Source organism: Aliirhizobium wenxiniae, assembly GCF_019511445.1.
Taxonomy (GTDB): domain Bacteria; phylum Pseudomonadota; class Alphaproteobacteria; order Rhizobiales; family Rhizobiaceae; genus Neorhizobium; species Neorhizobium wenxiniae_A.
The window spans coordinates 1-15,957 of sequence record NZ_JAEUAN010000002.1 but is presented as its reverse complement, the minus strand read 5'-3'; the positions used below and the strand labels follow the sequence as shown (position 1 = coordinate 15,957).

Sequence of the window (15,957 nt, the reverse complement as noted above, 5' to 3'; positions counted from 1 at the left end):
CCTTCGATTACAAAATAAAGAAGCCGCCGAGACATGTCTCGGCGGCTTCTTCGTTTTCGGGGCGGAGATTTCCCCCGCCGTGATGGCTTGATCAGACGGCCTTATGGCCCTTGATGCCGTAGTAGAAGATATACACGTAGCAGAGTACCGGCATCAGGAACGCCATGTGAATGGTGAACGTATCGGCCAGTGCGCCCATGAGGACCGGGACGATCGCGCCGCCGACGATGGCCAGGCACAGGATGCCCGAGCCTTGACTGGTGTGACGGCCGAGGCCTTTCAGCGCCAGGCTGAAGATGGTCGGGAACATGATCGAGTTGAACAGGCCGACCGCGAGCACCGCCCACATGGCCAGCTTGCCACCGGTAAACACCGTCATCAGCAGCAGAAGGGCTGCAATGATGGCGTTGAAGGCGAGAGCCTTGCCGTCCTCGATGTAGCGCATTGCGTAAGCGCCGATGAAGCGGCCGATCATTGCACCGCCCCAGAAATAGGCGACGTAGTGGGCTGCTTCTGCTTCCGGCAGGTTGGCGATCGTCGGCTCAGCGAGGTAGTTCACCAGGAAGCTGCCGATAGAAACTTCACCGCCGACGTATACAAAGATACCGATCGCACCGAGTACGAGGTGCCGGTAGGACCATGCCGATGCGCGTTCCGTGCCATCCGACGCAACTTCTTCCTCTTCGATCTGCGGCAGCTTCAGTGCTGCGAAGATTGCCGAAAGAACGAGGAAGGCGATTGCCAGGAGCATGTATGGGAAGCGCACGGCGTCAGCTTCTTCCAGGCGCAGCGTTTCCAACTGCTGACCGGTGGCTGTGGCGATGTCGCCGGTTGCGGCGGACAGGATCAGGAATGCGCCGAATAGCGGAGCAACCGTCGTACCGAGCGCATTGAAGGCCTGCGTCAGCGTCAGGCGGCTTGCGGCGGTTTCAGGGGCACCGAGTTCCGTCACATAGGGGTTCGCGGCAACCTGCAGGACGGTAACGCCCGATGCGAGGATGAAGAGGGCGCCGAGGAACAGACCATAGACGCGGTAGGCGGCGGCCGGGATGAAAAGTGCGCAGCCGACGGCTGCGATCAACAGGCCGACGACGATGCCCCACTTATAGCTGATGCGCTTGACCAGCGCGCCGGCCGGCAGCGAAACGATGAAATAAGCCCCGAAGAAGCAGAACTGGATGAGCATCGACTGCGTGTAGTTCAGCGAGAAGACGTTCTTCAGATGCGGGATCAGGATGTCGTTCAGGCAGGTGATGAAACCCCACATGAAGAACAGTGACGTCAGAGCAATGAGAGCGAACTGATAATTGTTGGCGCCTGCGCGGGAAGACTGTGCGCTTCCGGCCTGTGTGCCGTTATTGGGAAGACTAGCCAATTTAGAACCTCAACTTACGCCATGCGGCAATGTTGCGTTGCGGCAAAAACTTGCCGAATGCGGCGCTATATGCTGCATCTGCTAACAGAAGGAAGAGGGCGAAGGTCTGTATACATCGCCATTTTGCAAATCCGCCCTCAACGGAAGAGGCGGAGCGGTGATCTCACCATTGCATCTGAAGCATGGGAGAGAGAGCGTTTGTGTCAGGCGCGAAACATATGTTCACCCGCCCGCGGGTTACGACAACTTGCGACAAGTTGTCATGACGTCATAGTAGGGGATGTGAGTTTTTGCTCGTTTTAGAGGCAAAAGCTGTCGATGGCGTTTGCGACGTATGCTCGTGGCGCATCACGCGAATTCACGGAAACGTGATCAGCGTCTCAAGGTCAGGCCGACCCCGGCCCGCAAGATATCCTGATCAGAGCCGCCGCCTGTCGTGGTCTCGTATTCGATATCGCCGGTCATATCGAGATAGCGGTTGATGCTCCAGGTCAGACCCGCGCCGGCGATCCAGGTCGTGTTGTTGTCGCTGGATCCCTGGAAGTCGCGATATGTCGCGCTCCCTGTCAGGCGCGCAACGAGATGCTCGCGCATCTGGTGGGCGAGGGCGGAGCTCAACTGATATTCCGCCCAGCCACCCTGGCCTGCAGCGGTCGAGTCCTGGACCGTGCTACGAAGCCCGATATTGATATCGGTGCCGCGTCGGGGCGACCAGCTGACATTGCCGTCCGCGGTAAAGGCATCGACGGCATCGAGACGCGCGTCGTCATAGGAGACGCGCTGATAACCGCCGGCCAGCTCGCCGCGCAGCTTTTCCCCGAAATCGAATGCGACGCCGGCGCGTGTCGCATAGTTGTCCGACGAGCGCTGGTATCCGGCGCTGTCGCGGCGGCGATCGTAGAATGTGTGGCCGAGGGCGACTTCGGCAAACGGAATGATCGCCGGCGAAAGCTCGTAGCCGAGGCGCAGGCGCGCATCGATGCCGGTGCGGTTTCTGTCCTTCATGCTAAAGACGGTACCATCGGACAGTTTTGCATCGGTATAGACATCGCGGCTGGCGCCGATCGCAGCCAGCCCTCGAATGCGTCCTACCTCACGTTCGATGGAGGCTTCGGTCTCGAATTGATGGACACCGGCCTGCTCGGAAGCATCGCCAATCGCATTCGGATCGGCGACATCCTCGCGTTCGAAACTGTAGTTTCCGGTAATATGCGCGATCGTGTCGTCTGCGAGATCAAGCCGCAGGTCGGCGCCAATCCGCGCATTCGGATCCGTGTCGTTCTGGTTTCCGCTCAGATTGCGTTCGTACACACCTTCGCCGGTAATCGTCAGCGCGTGCCGCGACCAGTCTGAGGTCAGTGTTCCGCGTATGCCTGTTGCAAGATAGTTGCGCGTCTCCTTCGAGCCTTGGTCGCGGGTAATCTCGGTGTTGACGCTCTGGTTGACGGAGGGGCGCAGAACAAAGGTGCCCAGGCGCACGCCGGGAGCCGCCGCTTCCTCGCGACGTTGCGCTTCCCATCCGGTGCGGTCGGTGGGCGTCGCGCCATCATCCAGCGGCTGGTCGTATTGCTGGTTCAGGTCCTCTTCGGAAGGTTGGTTCAGGTCATCCGACTCGCCGGTGTTTTCCGGTTGGGCCGGCCGTTGCGGCGCTGTGGTCACGGTCGGATCGTAGGGACCGGATGCGCTCTGATCCCCACCATCCTGCGTAAATTGGGTCGGCCATGTCGCCGTGGTCGCACCGCCTGTGACGCTTGCCGTGCCGGCGGTCCCGAAATGGTTGTCGGGCAGGCCGGGCAGGGGAGTGGTGGTGTTGGAAAAGAGGCTTTGAGCATGGGACACGCTGCCGCCGGACACGGCTGCGATCACGACGGCAAGGCCTATGGCTGTCCGCCGCCCGCGTCGGGCCGTATCTGTCAGAAGCGTGTTTCTCATCGAATGCCCGGCAACCTTAAATGCTTACCCAAATGTAAACCACTGTGGTTAAGGATTGGTTGAAGTGGCTGGATGATGGTGGATGGACAAAGGACCGCGGCGAAAGCTGATGGACTTGAGGTGGAAAAGGGACTAAGTCTGCCGATCATGATCAAGCGCGCTTTACAACTCGTCGAACACGACGTCGTCGATTCCGCCTTGCGGACAATTTCCTTTGGGCAGCAAGGGCTTAGCGCTCTTGAGGAGGCCCTGAAGGATAGTCTTGGACCGGCCTTTCGCCAGGCTGTGGAGACGATCGGCGCAATCGACGGTCGAGTGGTGATCACCGGTGTCGGCAAGAGCGGACATATCGGCCGCAAGATTTCGGCAAGCCTTGCCTCTACCGGCACGCCCTCCTTCTTCGTTCATCCCGTCGAGGCAAACCACGGCGATCTGGGCATGATTGCTCCCGGCGACGTGGTGCTGGCGCTTTCCTGGAGCGGCGAGACGGCCGAGCTGCAGGGCATTGTTTCGTTTACCCGACGCTTCTCCGTTCCGCTGATCGCGCTGACCTCTGGCGAAACATCGACACTGGCGCGCGAGGCCGACATTGTCCTTCTGCTGCCGAGGGCGCAGGAAGCCTGTCCGCATGGCCTTGCGCCGACCACATCGACCTTGCTGCAGCTTGCGCTCGGTGATGCGCTTGCAGTTGCGCTGCTCGAAGCACGCGGTTTTTCGGCGGCGGATTTCCGTGTCTATCATCCGGGCGGCAAGCTCGGGGCGATGCTTTCCCATGTCAGCGACCTGATGCATACGGGCGAGCAGTTGCCGCTGGTGAACAAAGGCGCTTCGATGCCGGACGCCATCCGCGAGCTTTCTGCCAAGCGCTTCGGCTGCGTCGGCGTGATCGATGACGAGGGGCGTATCTGCGGTGTCCTGACCGATGGCGATATTGCCCGCCATCTCGACGGTAATCTCAGCACGATGATTGTCGACGAGGTGATGACGGTCAATCCGAAGACCGTCGGCAAGGCGACGCTTGCGACAGCTGCCATGGCGCTTCTCAACAAGCACAGCATCGGTGCGCTTCTCGTGGTCGACGAGGACAAGCGACCGATCGGCATCGTGCATTTCCATGACTTGTTGAGGGTCGGGGTGGCCTGAGGGCAAACCGATTTCGGGACTGGATGTCCAGATTTGGATGGCCACTGGCGCATGGTGTTTTACCAACGTGCGCCAGCAGCCTGTTCCCTGTTATTTCTCCCGGTAGAATATCATGCCGCCGTGATGCAGGACGTCGTTTTCGACGAATGTCCCGTCAGCGGTGAAGCCGGTATCGTCCCAGTAATCGATATGAGTGCCGGTCACGAGATAGCGACCGCGATAGGCACTCTTCCTGTTGCCTCGGGCTTCGTCGTAACGGCCGGTCGGCAGCAGTTCCTGTCGAATGCGACCGTCCCCGGTTACCCACATGCCGAGATAGGGGTGATTCTGGGCTTGTGCCTGATTGCTCATGTTGTCTTCTGCCTTTGCCAGATGGACCGCCGCTCCAAGTGAGGCCGCGGTGGCGATGATGATTGCGATAATGATGGCAAGCGGATTGCTCATGGTCGTTCCTCCCATGCTGGAGTGATCAGTGGGCCGCCTTTGTCGGGCGTACGACGATCTCGTTGACATCCACGTCTTCCGGCTGCTCGATGGCGAAGCGTACGGCGCGAGCGATTGCATCCGGAGCAAGCGCGATCGCCCGGTAGGTCTTCATGCCTTCGGCGGCAACGGGATCGGTGATCGTGCTGGCCAGTTCGCTTTCCACCACGCCGGGATGGATGCAGGTGACGCGCAGCCTGTCGTTTTCCTGTCGCAACCCATCCGAAATGGCCCGGACGGCGAATTTCGTGGCGCAATAGACAGCCGCCGTCGGCACGACCTGAAGCGCGCCGATCGAGGCGATGTTGATGATGTGGCCGGAGCCACGTTCCGTCATCTCGGGCAGAACGGCGGCCACGCCGTAAAGAACGCCCTTGATATTGACATCGACCATGCGGTCCCATTCGTCGACCTTCATCGAGGCCATGGGGGACAGCGGCATGATGCCGGCATTGTTGACGATGACGTCGATACGGCCGAACTCGTGTCTTGCTACATCGGCGAAAGATGCAACATCGGTACGGTCCGTCACATCGAGCTTGCGGGTCATGACCTTTCCGCCAGTCCGACGGATTTCATCGGCCAGCTCTTCAAGACGTTCGGTGCGCCGGGCACCCAGCACGACAGTCGCTCCGGCCTTTGCGAGTTCCCGTGCAATCCCTGCTCCGATGCCGCTGGAAGCGCCGGTAATGAGAACAACCTTGTCCATGACATTTCCTTCCGTGTCTGCCGCGTGATTGCGGTTGCCAGAAAGGTAGTCGCAGGGCATTGTCGCGATAAGCCGCTTAGTCTTTTCCAGTTTGGTAAATGAAGCTAACCAATGTTGCCCGACTTCAATGCCCTTGCAGCCTTTGTGATCGTTGCCGAAGAAAAGAGTTTTCGTGCCGCTGCCGATCGGCTGGGCGTCACGCGCTCGGCTGTCAGCCAGACGATCCGCAAGCTGGAGGAGGCGCTTGGTATTGCAGTGGTTTCCCGCACCACCCGCAGCGTCGCTCTGACCGAAGCGGGCGAGCGGCTTTATGCGGAGGTCGCGCCCGCCTTTTCCGGCATGCAGTCCGCCATAGAGGCGGCGGCAAGCCTGCAGGACAGGCCGCGCGGACAGTTGCGGCTTGCCGTGTCATCGATTGCGGAGAGTTTTCTTTCGGGGCCGATGCTCGCGTTCTTTGCGGAGAATAATCCCGAGGTCAAACTGCATATCACGGTCACCGACGAAGAGTTCGATATCGTCGAAGAAGGCTATGACGCCGGGGTGCGGCTGGGCGAGGTGATTGCGCAGGATATGATTGCGGTTCCTGTCTCCGGCGAGCAGCGCCAGCTTGCCGTCGCGTCGCCGGATTATATCGAGCGGTTTGGCGCGCCTAGTCATCCGGGCGAATTGACCGAGCGCCGTTGCATCGGCTGGCGCAGGGCACCGAACCTGCCGGCCTATCGCTGGGAATTCGCGGAAGACGGACGAGAGTTTTCCGTCGCGGTCAACGATGCGATCACGACGACCGACATGGCGCTGATGATAAAACTCGCGACTGCCGGTGCCGGGATCAGCTTCGGCATGGAAGACAGTTTTCGGGCGTCGATCGCGCGCGGAGAACTGGTGCCGGTGCTTGAGCGTTTCTGCCCGCGTTTCGCAGGCTTCTATCTATATTACCCCAGTCGCCGCAACATGGCTCCAAAACTGCGCGCCCTGGTGGATCACCTGCGCAGCTTCCGGCAGGGGCAGGCGATTTCTTCGGAGTGACATGCGGCAGTGGATTTCGCAGTCCGCGCTTCAAACGGCAGGGCGACAGTGTTATGGCGCGTGAGATCCGCAATTCCGGCGGAATAACAGAACGGACAGGGAGCCGTCGCGGATAAGGGGCATGGATCAGAATTCTTCTCCCTATATTCTCTTCCGTGACGATCTTGCCGAACGGCAGCTGTTGTTCTCGTCTCCAACGGAACTGGTCGTTGCCCACCATGTGGATGAGGTCGTGCCCGCCTTGCGTCGGCTGGAGGCGTGCAAAGCCTCCGGCAAGTGGCTAGCCGGTTATCTTGCCTATGAGGCCGGTTATGCGTTTGAGGAAAAGCTTCGGCCGCTTTTGACGGCTGGTCGGGAGACGCCGCTTGTCTGCATGGGCGTGTTTGACGGGCCGGTTGAGGATGGCGACCCCAGGCTTTCATCACCCGGTGGTGTCAAGCCCAATGCAGCCTTGAGCAATCCGCAAGCCGCCTGGAACGAAGAAACCTACGCGGCCCGCTTTGCCGTTCTGCATGATCACCTGCGCAAGGGAGATTGCTTTCAAGGTAATCTCACCATGCCGATCGAGGCGTATTGGCCGGGGGATGCGCGGGAATTGTTCTGGTCGCTGATCGCACGCCAGCCGGTGCGATACGGCGCACTTGCCGAACTTGGCGGACCGGCCATCGTCTCGCGCTCGCCGGAACTGTTCTTCTCGGTCGATAGCGATGGCTGGATCGAGACCCATCCGATGAAGGGAACCGCAGCCCGGGGAGGGACGTCCGAGGAAGACGAGGCGATCAAGGCCGCTATGCTTGAGGATGAAAAGACGCTGGCGGAAAACCGGATGATCGTCGATCTCCTGCGCAATGATATCTCACATGTCACAGAGGCAGGCACGCTTTCGGTGCCGAAACTTTTCGAGATTGAAACCTATCCGACGGTGCATCAGATGGTGAGCCATGTTCGCGCCAGGCTTTTGCCGGATGCGGGGTTGCCGGAGATCATGCGGGCGCTGTTTCCCTGCGGGTCGATTACCGGCGCGCCGAAGCTTTCCGCAATGACGATCCTGCAAAAGCTGGAACGGGTGCCGCGGGATGTCTATTGCGGGGCGATCGGCTGGTGTGATCCGGCAGGGCCGATGCGATTTTCGGTGGCTATCCGCACGATCAGCCTTTTTTCCGGCGGAAGGGCGGTCTTCAATGTCGGCGGCGGTATCGTCTTCGATTCGGTGGCGCAGGCGGAATATGAAGAGTGTCTGTTGAAGGCCAGGTTTGCGGTGGGAGACCAATGGATTTCTCGTTGATCGAGACGATGCGCTGGACGCCCGAGGACGGGTTCCTGCGGTTCGAGCAGCATCGCAGGCGGCTTGTGCGTTCAGCCGACGCGCTCGGCTTTCGCCAGCCGGCGGATATCGAACCCGCGCTGAAGGATGCGGTCGATGGCGATGAGCCGCTCAGGGTCCGGCTTGTCATGTCGTTTCGCGGCAAGATCGAGGTAACGACCTCGCCCTTCAGCCTGCAGGGCGATGACACGGTCTGGAAGATCAGGATCGGGTCTACGAAGCTCAAATCCGACGATCCGCTCTATCGGCACAAGACCACCCGCCGCGAGCCTTACGAGGCGGCGCGGGCCGAGTTTCCGGCTGAGGCAGTGGACGAGGTTCTGCTCACCAATGAGCGCGGCGAGCTGTGCGAGGGAACGATCAGCAATCTGTTCGTCGAGGACAGCGAAGGCATGTTGCTGACACCGCCGATCACCAGCGGCATATTGCCCGGCGTGTTGCGTGCCGATCTTATCCGCGAGCGCCGCGCCAAAGGAGCCGTACTCAAGCCCTCTGATCTCGATGAGGCGATGGAAACGGGCCGGCGGATCTATGTCGGCAACTCGCTGCGAGGGCTGATCCGGGCGGAACTGGCGGGCTGATCGCATGGCCGTTTGGCGGGTTGCAATGGCGCGAGGTTAAAACCAAACTGCGGCGAACAGGAGAAGCCGTGCCGATGTCCGTTTCCGCCCCGTCGAAATCCCTGCCTTCCAGTCTGTCTCCGCCGACCTACACACCTTACGACGGTTCATCGAAGCCATTCACCATCGGGCTTCTGCAACTGGAGCCGGATCGCTGGATCGAGCCGGATGAGGATCTCGTCGAACAGATCCGGTTGAAGCGTGAGCTGGTGGCCGAACATGGCGAACGCGTGCTGCGGGCGGAGCCGGGAACTGAGGCGGCGCAGCAGGAGGTTCTCGACCTCTTGAGCGAATACCTGCCGGCACATCATCCGGATCGATACTGCCTTGGCGATGGCGGCCTGACTGTTGCCGGTTTGACGACAGATGTGGTCGACACTGAGGTGATGCCGCTCCGACGCGCCGGATTGCTGGTGCAGGACGATCTGGTGATCATGCGGAACGGGGACGACGGCTGGCGTATCGCTGCGGCGTTTCTCGCCTTTCCCTCATCCTGGCGACTTTCGGACAAATTCGGGCGTTCGATGGATGAGGTGCATGCCCCGGTTCCCGGTTTTCAGGGTGGCAGCCGCAATGCCGGACTGATCAACCGGATGTTCGACAACCTGTCGCCGGACCGGATCGTTGTGCGGTGGAACTGGTCGGTCAACTGGTCCCACGCGCTCTATCATCCCGACGCCAAATCGGCAGAGGAAAAGCGCGGCGTGCCGGCGGAAAAAACCTTTATCCGTGTGGAGCGGCAGACGCTGCGCAAACTGCCCGTCTCGGGCGATATTCTCTTCACCATCCGTATCTATCTTGATCCCGTCACAGCCATCCTTTCGCAGCCGAATGCGGCCGAACTGGCCGCCTCGATGGCCGATCAACTGGAGGCGATGTCAGAGGACGAGACCGCCTATAAGGGACTTGCCGAGAAGCGGTCGGAACTCGTCGCGCTGCTTCGCGAAACAGAAGCCGTTAAGAGTTTGGCGCGATAGTGCCACGGCCTTGCCGCGATCATGGAACAAGCCCTTTATTGTGACGAGATTTTGTGATCTAGGCCGCGCAATCAAACGGACGTTACAGACGACCGTTAGGCCGGGAAAAACCGGCAACGGTTGTAAAATAGCAGTCCATCCATAGGGAGTATGACATGTCGGATACCAACTACCCGGTCTATGCCGAAATTACCGGTCCGATCGTGATGATCGGCTTCGGTTCGATCGGCCGCGGCACGCTGCCGCTGATCGAGCGCCATTTCAAGTTCGACAAGAGCCGGATGGTGGTCATCGACCCTCGCGAAGAGCCGGCCGACATGGAAATCCTTGCCAAGCATGGCGTTCGCCACATCAAGGAGCACGTCACCAAGGAGAACTACAAGGAGCTGCTCAAACCGCTCCTGACCGAAGGCGAAGGCCAGGGTTTCTGCGTCAACCTGTCGGTGGATACCGGCTCGCTCGACCTGATGAAGCTCTGCCGCAAGCTCGACGTGCTTTACATCGATACGGTCGTCGAGCCCTGGCTTGGCTTCTATTTCGACAAGAACATGAAGAATTCCGAGCGCACCAATTATGCGCTGCGCGAAACCGTGCGTCATGAGAAGCGCAAGAACCCGGGCGGCACGACGGCGGTTTCCACCTGCGGTGCAAATCCGGGCATGGTTTCCTGGTTCGTCAAGCAGGCGCTGGTCAACCTTGCCAATGATACCGGCCTGAAATTCGACGAGCCGGACCAGAACGACCGTGAAGGCTGGGCCAAGCTGATGAAGAAGCTCGGCGTCAAGGGCGTGCACATCGCCGAGCGCGACACCCAGCGCACCAAGCATCCGAAGCCGCTCAACGTGTTCTGGAACACATGGTCGGCAGAAGGTTTCATCTCGGAAGGTCTTCAGCCCTCCGAACTCGGCTGGGGCACCCACGAAAACTGGATGCCGAAGAACGCCAAGAAGCACAAGAAGGGCTGCAAGGCGGCGATCTATCTGGATCAGCCGGGCGCCAACACCCGCGTGCGCACCTGGTGCCCGACACCGGGCCCGCAATACGGTTTCCTCGTCACCCATAACGAGTCGATCTCGATTGCCGACTACTACACGGTCGAGAAGGACGGCGAAGTCGTCTATCGCCCGACCTGCCATTACGCCTACCACCCGGCCAATGATGCGGTGCTTTCGCTGCACGAGATGTTCGGCAATGGCGGCAAGCAGCAGCCGGTCCTGCACGTCCTGAACGAAGACGAACTTGAGGATGGCGTCGATGAACTCGGCGTATTGCTCTACGGCCACGAAAAGAACGCCTACTGGTACGGTTCGCGCCTGTCGCTTGAAGAAACCCGCCGCATCGCGCCTTACCAGAACGCCACCGGCCTACAGGTGACCTCCGCCGTTCTCGCCGGCATGGTCTGGGCGCTGGAAAACCCGAAGGCCGGCATCGTCGAGGCTGATGAGGTTGACTACAAGCGTTGCCTCGAAGTGCAGACGCCTTACCTCGGCCCGGTCGAAGGTCACTACACCGACTGGACCCCGCTCGAAGGTCGCCCGGGCCTGTTCCCGGAAGATATCGACGAGAAGGATGCCTGGCAGTTCAAGAACATCCTCGTTCGCTGAACCTTGGCGATAGTCGATTTTCTGTGTATTTTCAGGACGCCCGCGGTCTCGCGGGCGTTTTTTCGTCGAGACAGAATGTCCCGACACTGTACAAGCGGGCGGCTTGCCATAGATGAAGCGGGACGCCATGGTCTTTTTCAAGCATGACCGAGCGAATCGCGGGAGATAAATCATGAAACTGAAATTGGGCTTTGCGCTGATCGCAGCCGCCGGTCTGAGCGCTTGTGTATCCTCTCCGCCGCCGCGGCAGATGGCTGCAGCGCCGCAGCCGCAGGGCGTCGAAGGAAGCTGGGTCGATCCGAACGGTATCGTTTCCACCTTCCAGGCCGGCACGTTCAACACGCGCGCCAGCGACAGCAACGCACTGCTCGCATCCGGAACCTACACGACACTTTCGCCGACCATGGTCGAGATCAACATGACTTCGCTGGTGCGCAAGACCCAGTCGCGCGTCAACTGCGCGCTTGTCAGCACCAGCCAGCTCAATTGCACGCAGGATAGCGGTGCACAGTTCTCGCTGACGCGACGGATCTGATTTCACACACAATATTCGAATATTCTGGAGAACCCCGCGCAAGCGGGGTTTTCGCGTTATGGAGGCAAAATGATGCAGTGCGCTCTTGTCATATTTGACTTGAAACCGATTTTGCTTGGTGAAAGCATGCGCTGCACAACGGCTGTCACACTTGCCGTCTAACGAAAATCGGGAACCACTGCGCGTTCTGCGCGGTGATGAGACAAGGAGAGAGATGATGATGAAGACTATGGGACTTGGGATCTTGACCGCGTCGGTCATGGCCCTTTCGAGCGGCGTGGCGCTGGCGGATTTCGAGCTCAATATTCTCCACATCAACGATCTGCATTCGCGCATCGAGCCGATCAACAAGTTCGATTCCACCTGCACCGCATCGGAAGCCGAAAAGAACGAATGCTTCGGCGGCATTGCCCGCGTCAAGTCTGCCATCGATGCCCGTCGCGCCGAGCTGCAGGGCAAAAACGTCCTGGTTCTCGATGCCGGTGACCAGTTCCAGGGCTCGCTGTTCTACAGCACCTACAAGAGCGCGCCCGTTGCCGAATTCATGAACGGCATTGGTTTCGACGCGATGGCGATTGGTAACCACGAATTCGACGATGGCCCGGAAGAGCTGCTGAAGTTCATCGATGCGCTGAAATTCCCGATCATTTCCGGCAACACGGTTGCCAAGCCTGGTTCGCTTCTGGCCGACAAGTACAAGGGTTATGTGGTCAAGGAATTCGGCGGTGAGAAGGTTGCCGTCGTTTCGGTTCTGGCGACCGACACGGCCGAGACGGCTTCTCCCGGTCCGGATATCAGCTTCGAAGACGAGATCGAATATCTGAAGAAGGCTGTTGCCGAGCTGCAGGGGCAGGGCGTCAACAAGATCGTCGTGCTCTCGCATGTCGGTTACGTCAAGGACCAGGAGATCGCAGCGGCGGTCGACGGGATCGACGTGATCGTCGGTGGCCACAGCCACACCTATCTCTCCAGCACCGACAGCAAGGCTTCCGGCCCCTATCCGACGCTGGTGAAGAACCCGGCCGGTGTCGATGTGCCGATCGTCACGGCTTACGCCTATTCGAAATATCTCGGTGATTTCGCAGTGGTCTTCGATGACGCCGGTGCCGTGAAGTCCACGTCCGGCGCGCCAAAACTTCTCGATGCAAGTGTTGGGCAGGATGAGGCCTATCTCGCCAAGGTGAAGGAACTCGGCGGTCCGCTCGAAGAGCTGAAGAAGAAGGTCGTTGGTTCCTCCGAAGGTGCCATCGATGGCGACCGCGCCAATTGCCGCGTCAAGGAATGCACGATGGGCAACCTGGTTGCCGATGCGCAGCTCGACCGCGTCAAGGATCAGGGCATCACCATCTCGATAGCCAATGGCGGCGGTCTGCGCGCCTCGATCGATGGCGGCGACGTGACGATGGGTGAAGTGCTCACCGTCCTGCCGTTCCAGAACACCGTCGCCACCTTCCAGCTCAAGGGCTCTGACGTTGTCGTTGCGCTTGAAAACGGTGTCGGCCAGATCGACGAGGGGGCCGGTCGCTTCCCGCAGGTCGCCGGCCTGAAATATTCCTTCGACAAGTCGAAGCCGGCCGGTTCCAAGGTCAGCGACGTTCAGGTCAAGGAAGGCGATGCCTTCGTCGCGATCGATCCGAACAAGGTCTATGGCGTCGTGACCAACAACTATGTCCGCGGTGGCGGCGACGGCTACAAGGTTTTCACCACCAATGCGCAGAACGCCTATGATTTCGGTCCGAACCTCGAAAACACTGTTGCGGATTACCTGGCGGCCAACAATCCCTACAAGCCTTATACGGATGGCCGTATTACCGACCTGACGCCTGCCGATTACAAGCCGGCGCCGAAGGCCGATGCAAAGCCTGCCGCTCCGGCTCCGGCTGCAACCGCACAGGCTCCGGCAACTGCTCCGGCCGCCACGGCGCCGACGACTGTCGAGGCCCAGGGCCAGACCACGCCGCCGGCTGCCGGCCCGAGCAAATATACGGTCGTCAAGGGCGACTCGCTCTGGAAGATTGCCGAAAGCACCTATGGCGACGGCGAGAAGTGGACGGATATTTCCAAGGCAAACAGCCTGCGCAACCCTGATATCATCCAGGTCGGCAAGGAACTGGAACTGCCCGCCAAGTAAGGTTCACGTGAGGTTGTTGATCCCGGTCAAGGCCGGGATTGACGAACTCGATCATGGGTAGGGACAAATTGTCCCAGCGACAATTGCGGCTCGGGGTTTCCCGAGCCGTTTTTTGTTTCTAAATGATCCGCAACACGTTGATCGCCGTAATGGTTCGGTACGCTATCTGGAAAGCCTTCATGAGCATCTCGTCTTCCTCCATGCCTGCCTCCCACCAGCCCGTGTCCTTCGGCAAGGTCGGTGTGCTGCTGATCAATCTCGGTACGCCCGACGGTACGGATTACTGGTCGATGCGGCGTTACCTCGCCGAATTCCTCTCCGACAGCCGCGTCATCGAATGGTCGAAGCTCTACTGGTATCCGATCCTCTACGGGATCGTGCTCAACAAGCGGCCGCAGAAGGTGGGCAAGGCTTACGAGGAGATCTGGAACAAGGATCTCGATGAAAGCTACTTGCGCACCTATACCCGCAATCAGGGTGAACTGATGGCCGAGCGGCTGAAGGACCTGCCGAATGTCGTGGTCGACTGGGGCATGCGCTACGGCAATCCGTCCATCGCCTCGAAGATCGATGCGCTGAAGGCACAAGGCTGCGACCGGATCGTGCTCTTCCCGCTCTATCCGCAATATGCGGCGGCGACGACCGCGACCGTCAACGACAAGGCGTTCGAGCACCTGATGAAGATGCGCTGGCAGCCGGCCGTGCGCACCGTGCCGACTTATCACGACGACCCGGCCTATATCGAGGCGCTGGCCAATTCGGTGCGGAGCACGCTGTCTACGCTCGACTGGGAGCCGCAGCTGCTGATCACCTCGTTCCATGGCATCCCGCAGTCCTATTTCAAGGCGGGCGATCCTTATTACTGTTTCTGTCAGAAGACGGCGCGGCTGTTGCGCGAAAAACTCGGCTATCGCGAGGATCAGTTGCGCATCACCTTCCAGTCGCGTTTCGGGCCGGAGGAATGGCTGCAGCCCTATACCGACAAGACGATGGAAGGGCTGGCGGCGGAGGGCATCAAGCGCGTCGCCATCATGAATCCCGGCTTCGTGTCGGATTGTCTCGAGACGCTCGAAGAAATCGCCGGCGAGGCGGGCGAGATCTTCATGCATCACGGTGGCGAGAAGTTCGTTCACATCCCCTGTCTGAACGACAGCGAGGGCGGAATGGACGTGCTGGAAACGGTTGTGCGGCGGGAGTTGCAGGGCTGGGTGTAAACCCGGATAAACGGAGTGGATCATGAAGAAGGCAATCGTCACTGGCGGAGCAGGCCTGATCGGAGCCGGGATCTGTGAGGCGCTGATCGCTGGTGGTTTCGAGGTTGCCTCTTTCGATCTCTCCGGCAAGGTCCATGCCGTCGAGGGTGTTCGTGCCATCGAATGTGATGTCGCGGAGGAAGCGTCGGTCGAAATCGCCGTTGCCGGCCTGGGCTGGGACCGGATCGATCTTCTCGTCAACAATGCCGGCGCCACCGGTGGCGCGCTCGGCACGCCGCTTCTCGACCTGTCACTCGCCGACTGGCGGCGTGTCATAGACAGTCACCTGACCGGCGCCTTCCTGATGACCCGTACCGTCGCGCCGCTGATGCGCGAGGGCGGCTCGATCGTCAACATGGCCTCCACCCGCGCCTTCATGTCGGAGCCACATTCGGAAGCCTATGCCGCCTCCAAGGGCGGGCTGGTGGCGCTCACCCATGCACTGGCAGTCAGCCTTGGCCCTAAAATCCGCGTCAATGCGATTGCGCCCGGCTGGATCACCAACGAGATGCATTTGAGCCACGAAGACGAGGCGCAGCATCCGGTCGGCCGCGTCGGGCGGCCGAAGGATATTGCCGATGCCGTGCTTTATCTCGACGGCGCCGGTTTCGTCACCGGTCAGGTGCTGACGGTCGATGGCGGCATGACGAAGAAGATGATCTACGCCGAGTAGAGGTGGAAAGAGGGGCAGGGCGAGGCGGTCACATGCAAATTCCCCCTCTGGCCTGCCGGCCATCTCCCCCATAAGGGGGGAGAAGACTTGCAGCAGTCGCCTGCCTCGATTGGGCGTAGACGGCGTGTCCGGGTTAAGCCCTCCCCCTTGTGGGGAGGGTGGGGAGGGGTTT

At 60.1% G+C, this 15,957-nt stretch carries 14 protein-coding genes; 10 read left to right on the top strand and 4 right to left on the bottom strand.

Annotated elements, in window-relative coordinates:
• Positions 1 to 91 precede the first annotated feature (91 nt).
• Together JNB91_RS02355 and JNB91_RS02350 are read right to left on the bottom strand one after the other, a co-directional pair.
• Positions 92 to 1,375 (bottom strand): sugar MFS transporter, encoded by a 1,284-nt coding sequence (locus JNB91_RS02355; protein WP_223218023.1) that lies wholly within the window; start codon positions 1,373 to 1,375, stop codon positions 92 to 94.
• A 372-nt stretch (positions 1,376 to 1,747) separates the two neighbouring features.
• On the bottom strand, positions 1,748 to 3,307 hold the full coding sequence (locus JNB91_RS02350) for an outer membrane beta-barrel protein (protein ID WP_220323924.1): 1,560 nt from the start codon (positions 3,305 to 3,307) through the stop codon (positions 1,748 to 1,750).
• Between the two features lie 147 nt (positions 3,308 to 3,454).
• Here JNB91_RS02350 and JNB91_RS02345 point away from each other — a divergent pair, with 147 nt between their 5' ends.
• Positions 3,455 to 4,450 carry a KpsF/GutQ family sugar-phosphate isomerase gene (locus JNB91_RS02345; protein WP_220324244.1) on the top strand — a complete coding sequence of 332 codons (996 nt, stop codon included), beginning with the start codon at positions 3,455 to 3,457 and terminating at the stop codon, positions 4,448 to 4,450.
• 90 nt (positions 4,451 to 4,540) lie between these two features.
• On the opposite strand, the gene JNB91_RS02340 is transcribed toward JNB91_RS02345, so the two are convergent.
• Together JNB91_RS02340 and JNB91_RS02335 are read right to left on the bottom strand one after the other, a co-directional pair.
• Positions 4,541 to 4,894 carry an Atu4866 domain-containing protein gene (locus JNB91_RS02340; protein ID WP_220323923.1) on the bottom strand — a complete coding sequence of 118 codons (354 nt, stop codon included), beginning with the start codon at positions 4,892 to 4,894 and terminating at the stop codon, positions 4,541 to 4,543.
• A gap of 25 nt (positions 4,895 to 4,919) precedes the next feature.
• Positions 4,920 to 5,642 carry an SDR family oxidoreductase gene (locus tag JNB91_RS02335; RefSeq protein WP_220323922.1) on the bottom strand — a complete coding sequence of 241 codons (723 nt, stop codon included), beginning with the start codon at positions 5,640 to 5,642 and terminating at the stop codon, positions 4,920 to 4,922.
• A gap of 111 nt (positions 5,643 to 5,753) precedes the next feature.
• On the opposite strand from JNB91_RS02335, the gene JNB91_RS02330 reads away from it, so the two are divergent.
• The 9 genes from JNB91_RS02330 (at position 5,754) to JNB91_RS02290 (ending at position 15,785) form a co-directional block, all read left to right on the top strand.
• Positions 5,754 to 6,668 carry a LysR family transcriptional regulator gene (locus tag JNB91_RS02330; RefSeq protein ID WP_220323921.1) on the top strand — a complete coding sequence of 305 codons (915 nt, stop codon included), beginning with the start codon at positions 5,754 to 5,756 and terminating at the stop codon, positions 6,666 to 6,668.
• Positions 6,669 to 6,789: 121 nt separating this feature from the next.
• Positions 6,790 to 7,953 carry an aminodeoxychorismate synthase component I gene (locus JNB91_RS02325; RefSeq protein ID WP_220323920.1) on the top strand — a complete coding sequence of 388 codons (1,164 nt, stop codon included), beginning with the start codon at positions 6,790 to 6,792 and terminating at the stop codon, positions 7,951 to 7,953.
• Positions 7,938 to 8,573, top strand: a complete 636-nt coding sequence (locus tag JNB91_RS02320; protein ID WP_220323919.1) for an aminotransferase class IV family protein — start codon at positions 7,938 to 7,940, stop codon at positions 8,571 to 8,573. The genes JNB91_RS02325 and JNB91_RS02320 overlap by 16 nt, the downstream gene beginning before the upstream one ends.
• A gap of 74 nt (positions 8,574 to 8,647) precedes the next feature.
• Positions 8,648 to 9,589 (top strand): heme-dependent oxidative N-demethylase family protein, encoded by a 942-nt coding sequence (locus tag JNB91_RS02315; RefSeq protein ID WP_223218022.1) that lies wholly within the window; start codon positions 8,648 to 8,650, stop codon positions 9,587 to 9,589.
• Between the two features lie 155 nt (positions 9,590 to 9,744).
• Positions 9,745 to 11,193, top strand: a complete 1,449-nt coding sequence (locus JNB91_RS02310) for a homospermidine synthase (protein ID WP_220323918.1) — start codon at positions 9,745 to 9,747, stop codon at positions 11,191 to 11,193.
• A 172-nt stretch (positions 11,194 to 11,365) separates the two neighbouring features.
• Positions 11,366 to 11,728, top strand: coding sequence for an outer membrane lipoprotein Omp10 (gene omp10, locus JNB91_RS02305; RefSeq protein ID WP_220323917.1), 363 nt, complete (start codon positions 11,366 to 11,368; stop codon positions 11,726 to 11,728).
• A gap of 217 nt (positions 11,729 to 11,945) precedes the next feature.
• A complete protein-coding gene (locus JNB91_RS02300) occupies positions 11,946 to 13,859 on the top strand; it encodes a 5'-nucleotidase C-terminal domain-containing protein (RefSeq protein WP_220323916.1) in 1,914 nt (637 codons plus the stop codon).
• Positions 13,860 to 14,038: 179 nt separating this feature from the next.
• A complete protein-coding gene (gene hemH / locus JNB91_RS02295; RefSeq protein WP_220323915.1) occupies positions 14,039 to 15,073 on the top strand; it encodes a ferrochelatase in 1,035 nt (344 codons plus the stop codon).
• A 22-nt stretch (positions 15,074 to 15,095) separates the two neighbouring features.
• Positions 15,096 to 15,785 carry an SDR family oxidoreductase gene (locus tag JNB91_RS02290; RefSeq protein ID WP_220323914.1) on the top strand — a complete coding sequence of 230 codons (690 nt, stop codon included), beginning with the start codon at positions 15,096 to 15,098 and terminating at the stop codon, positions 15,783 to 15,785.
• The last annotated feature ends 172 nt before the right edge of the window (positions 15,786 to 15,957 follow it).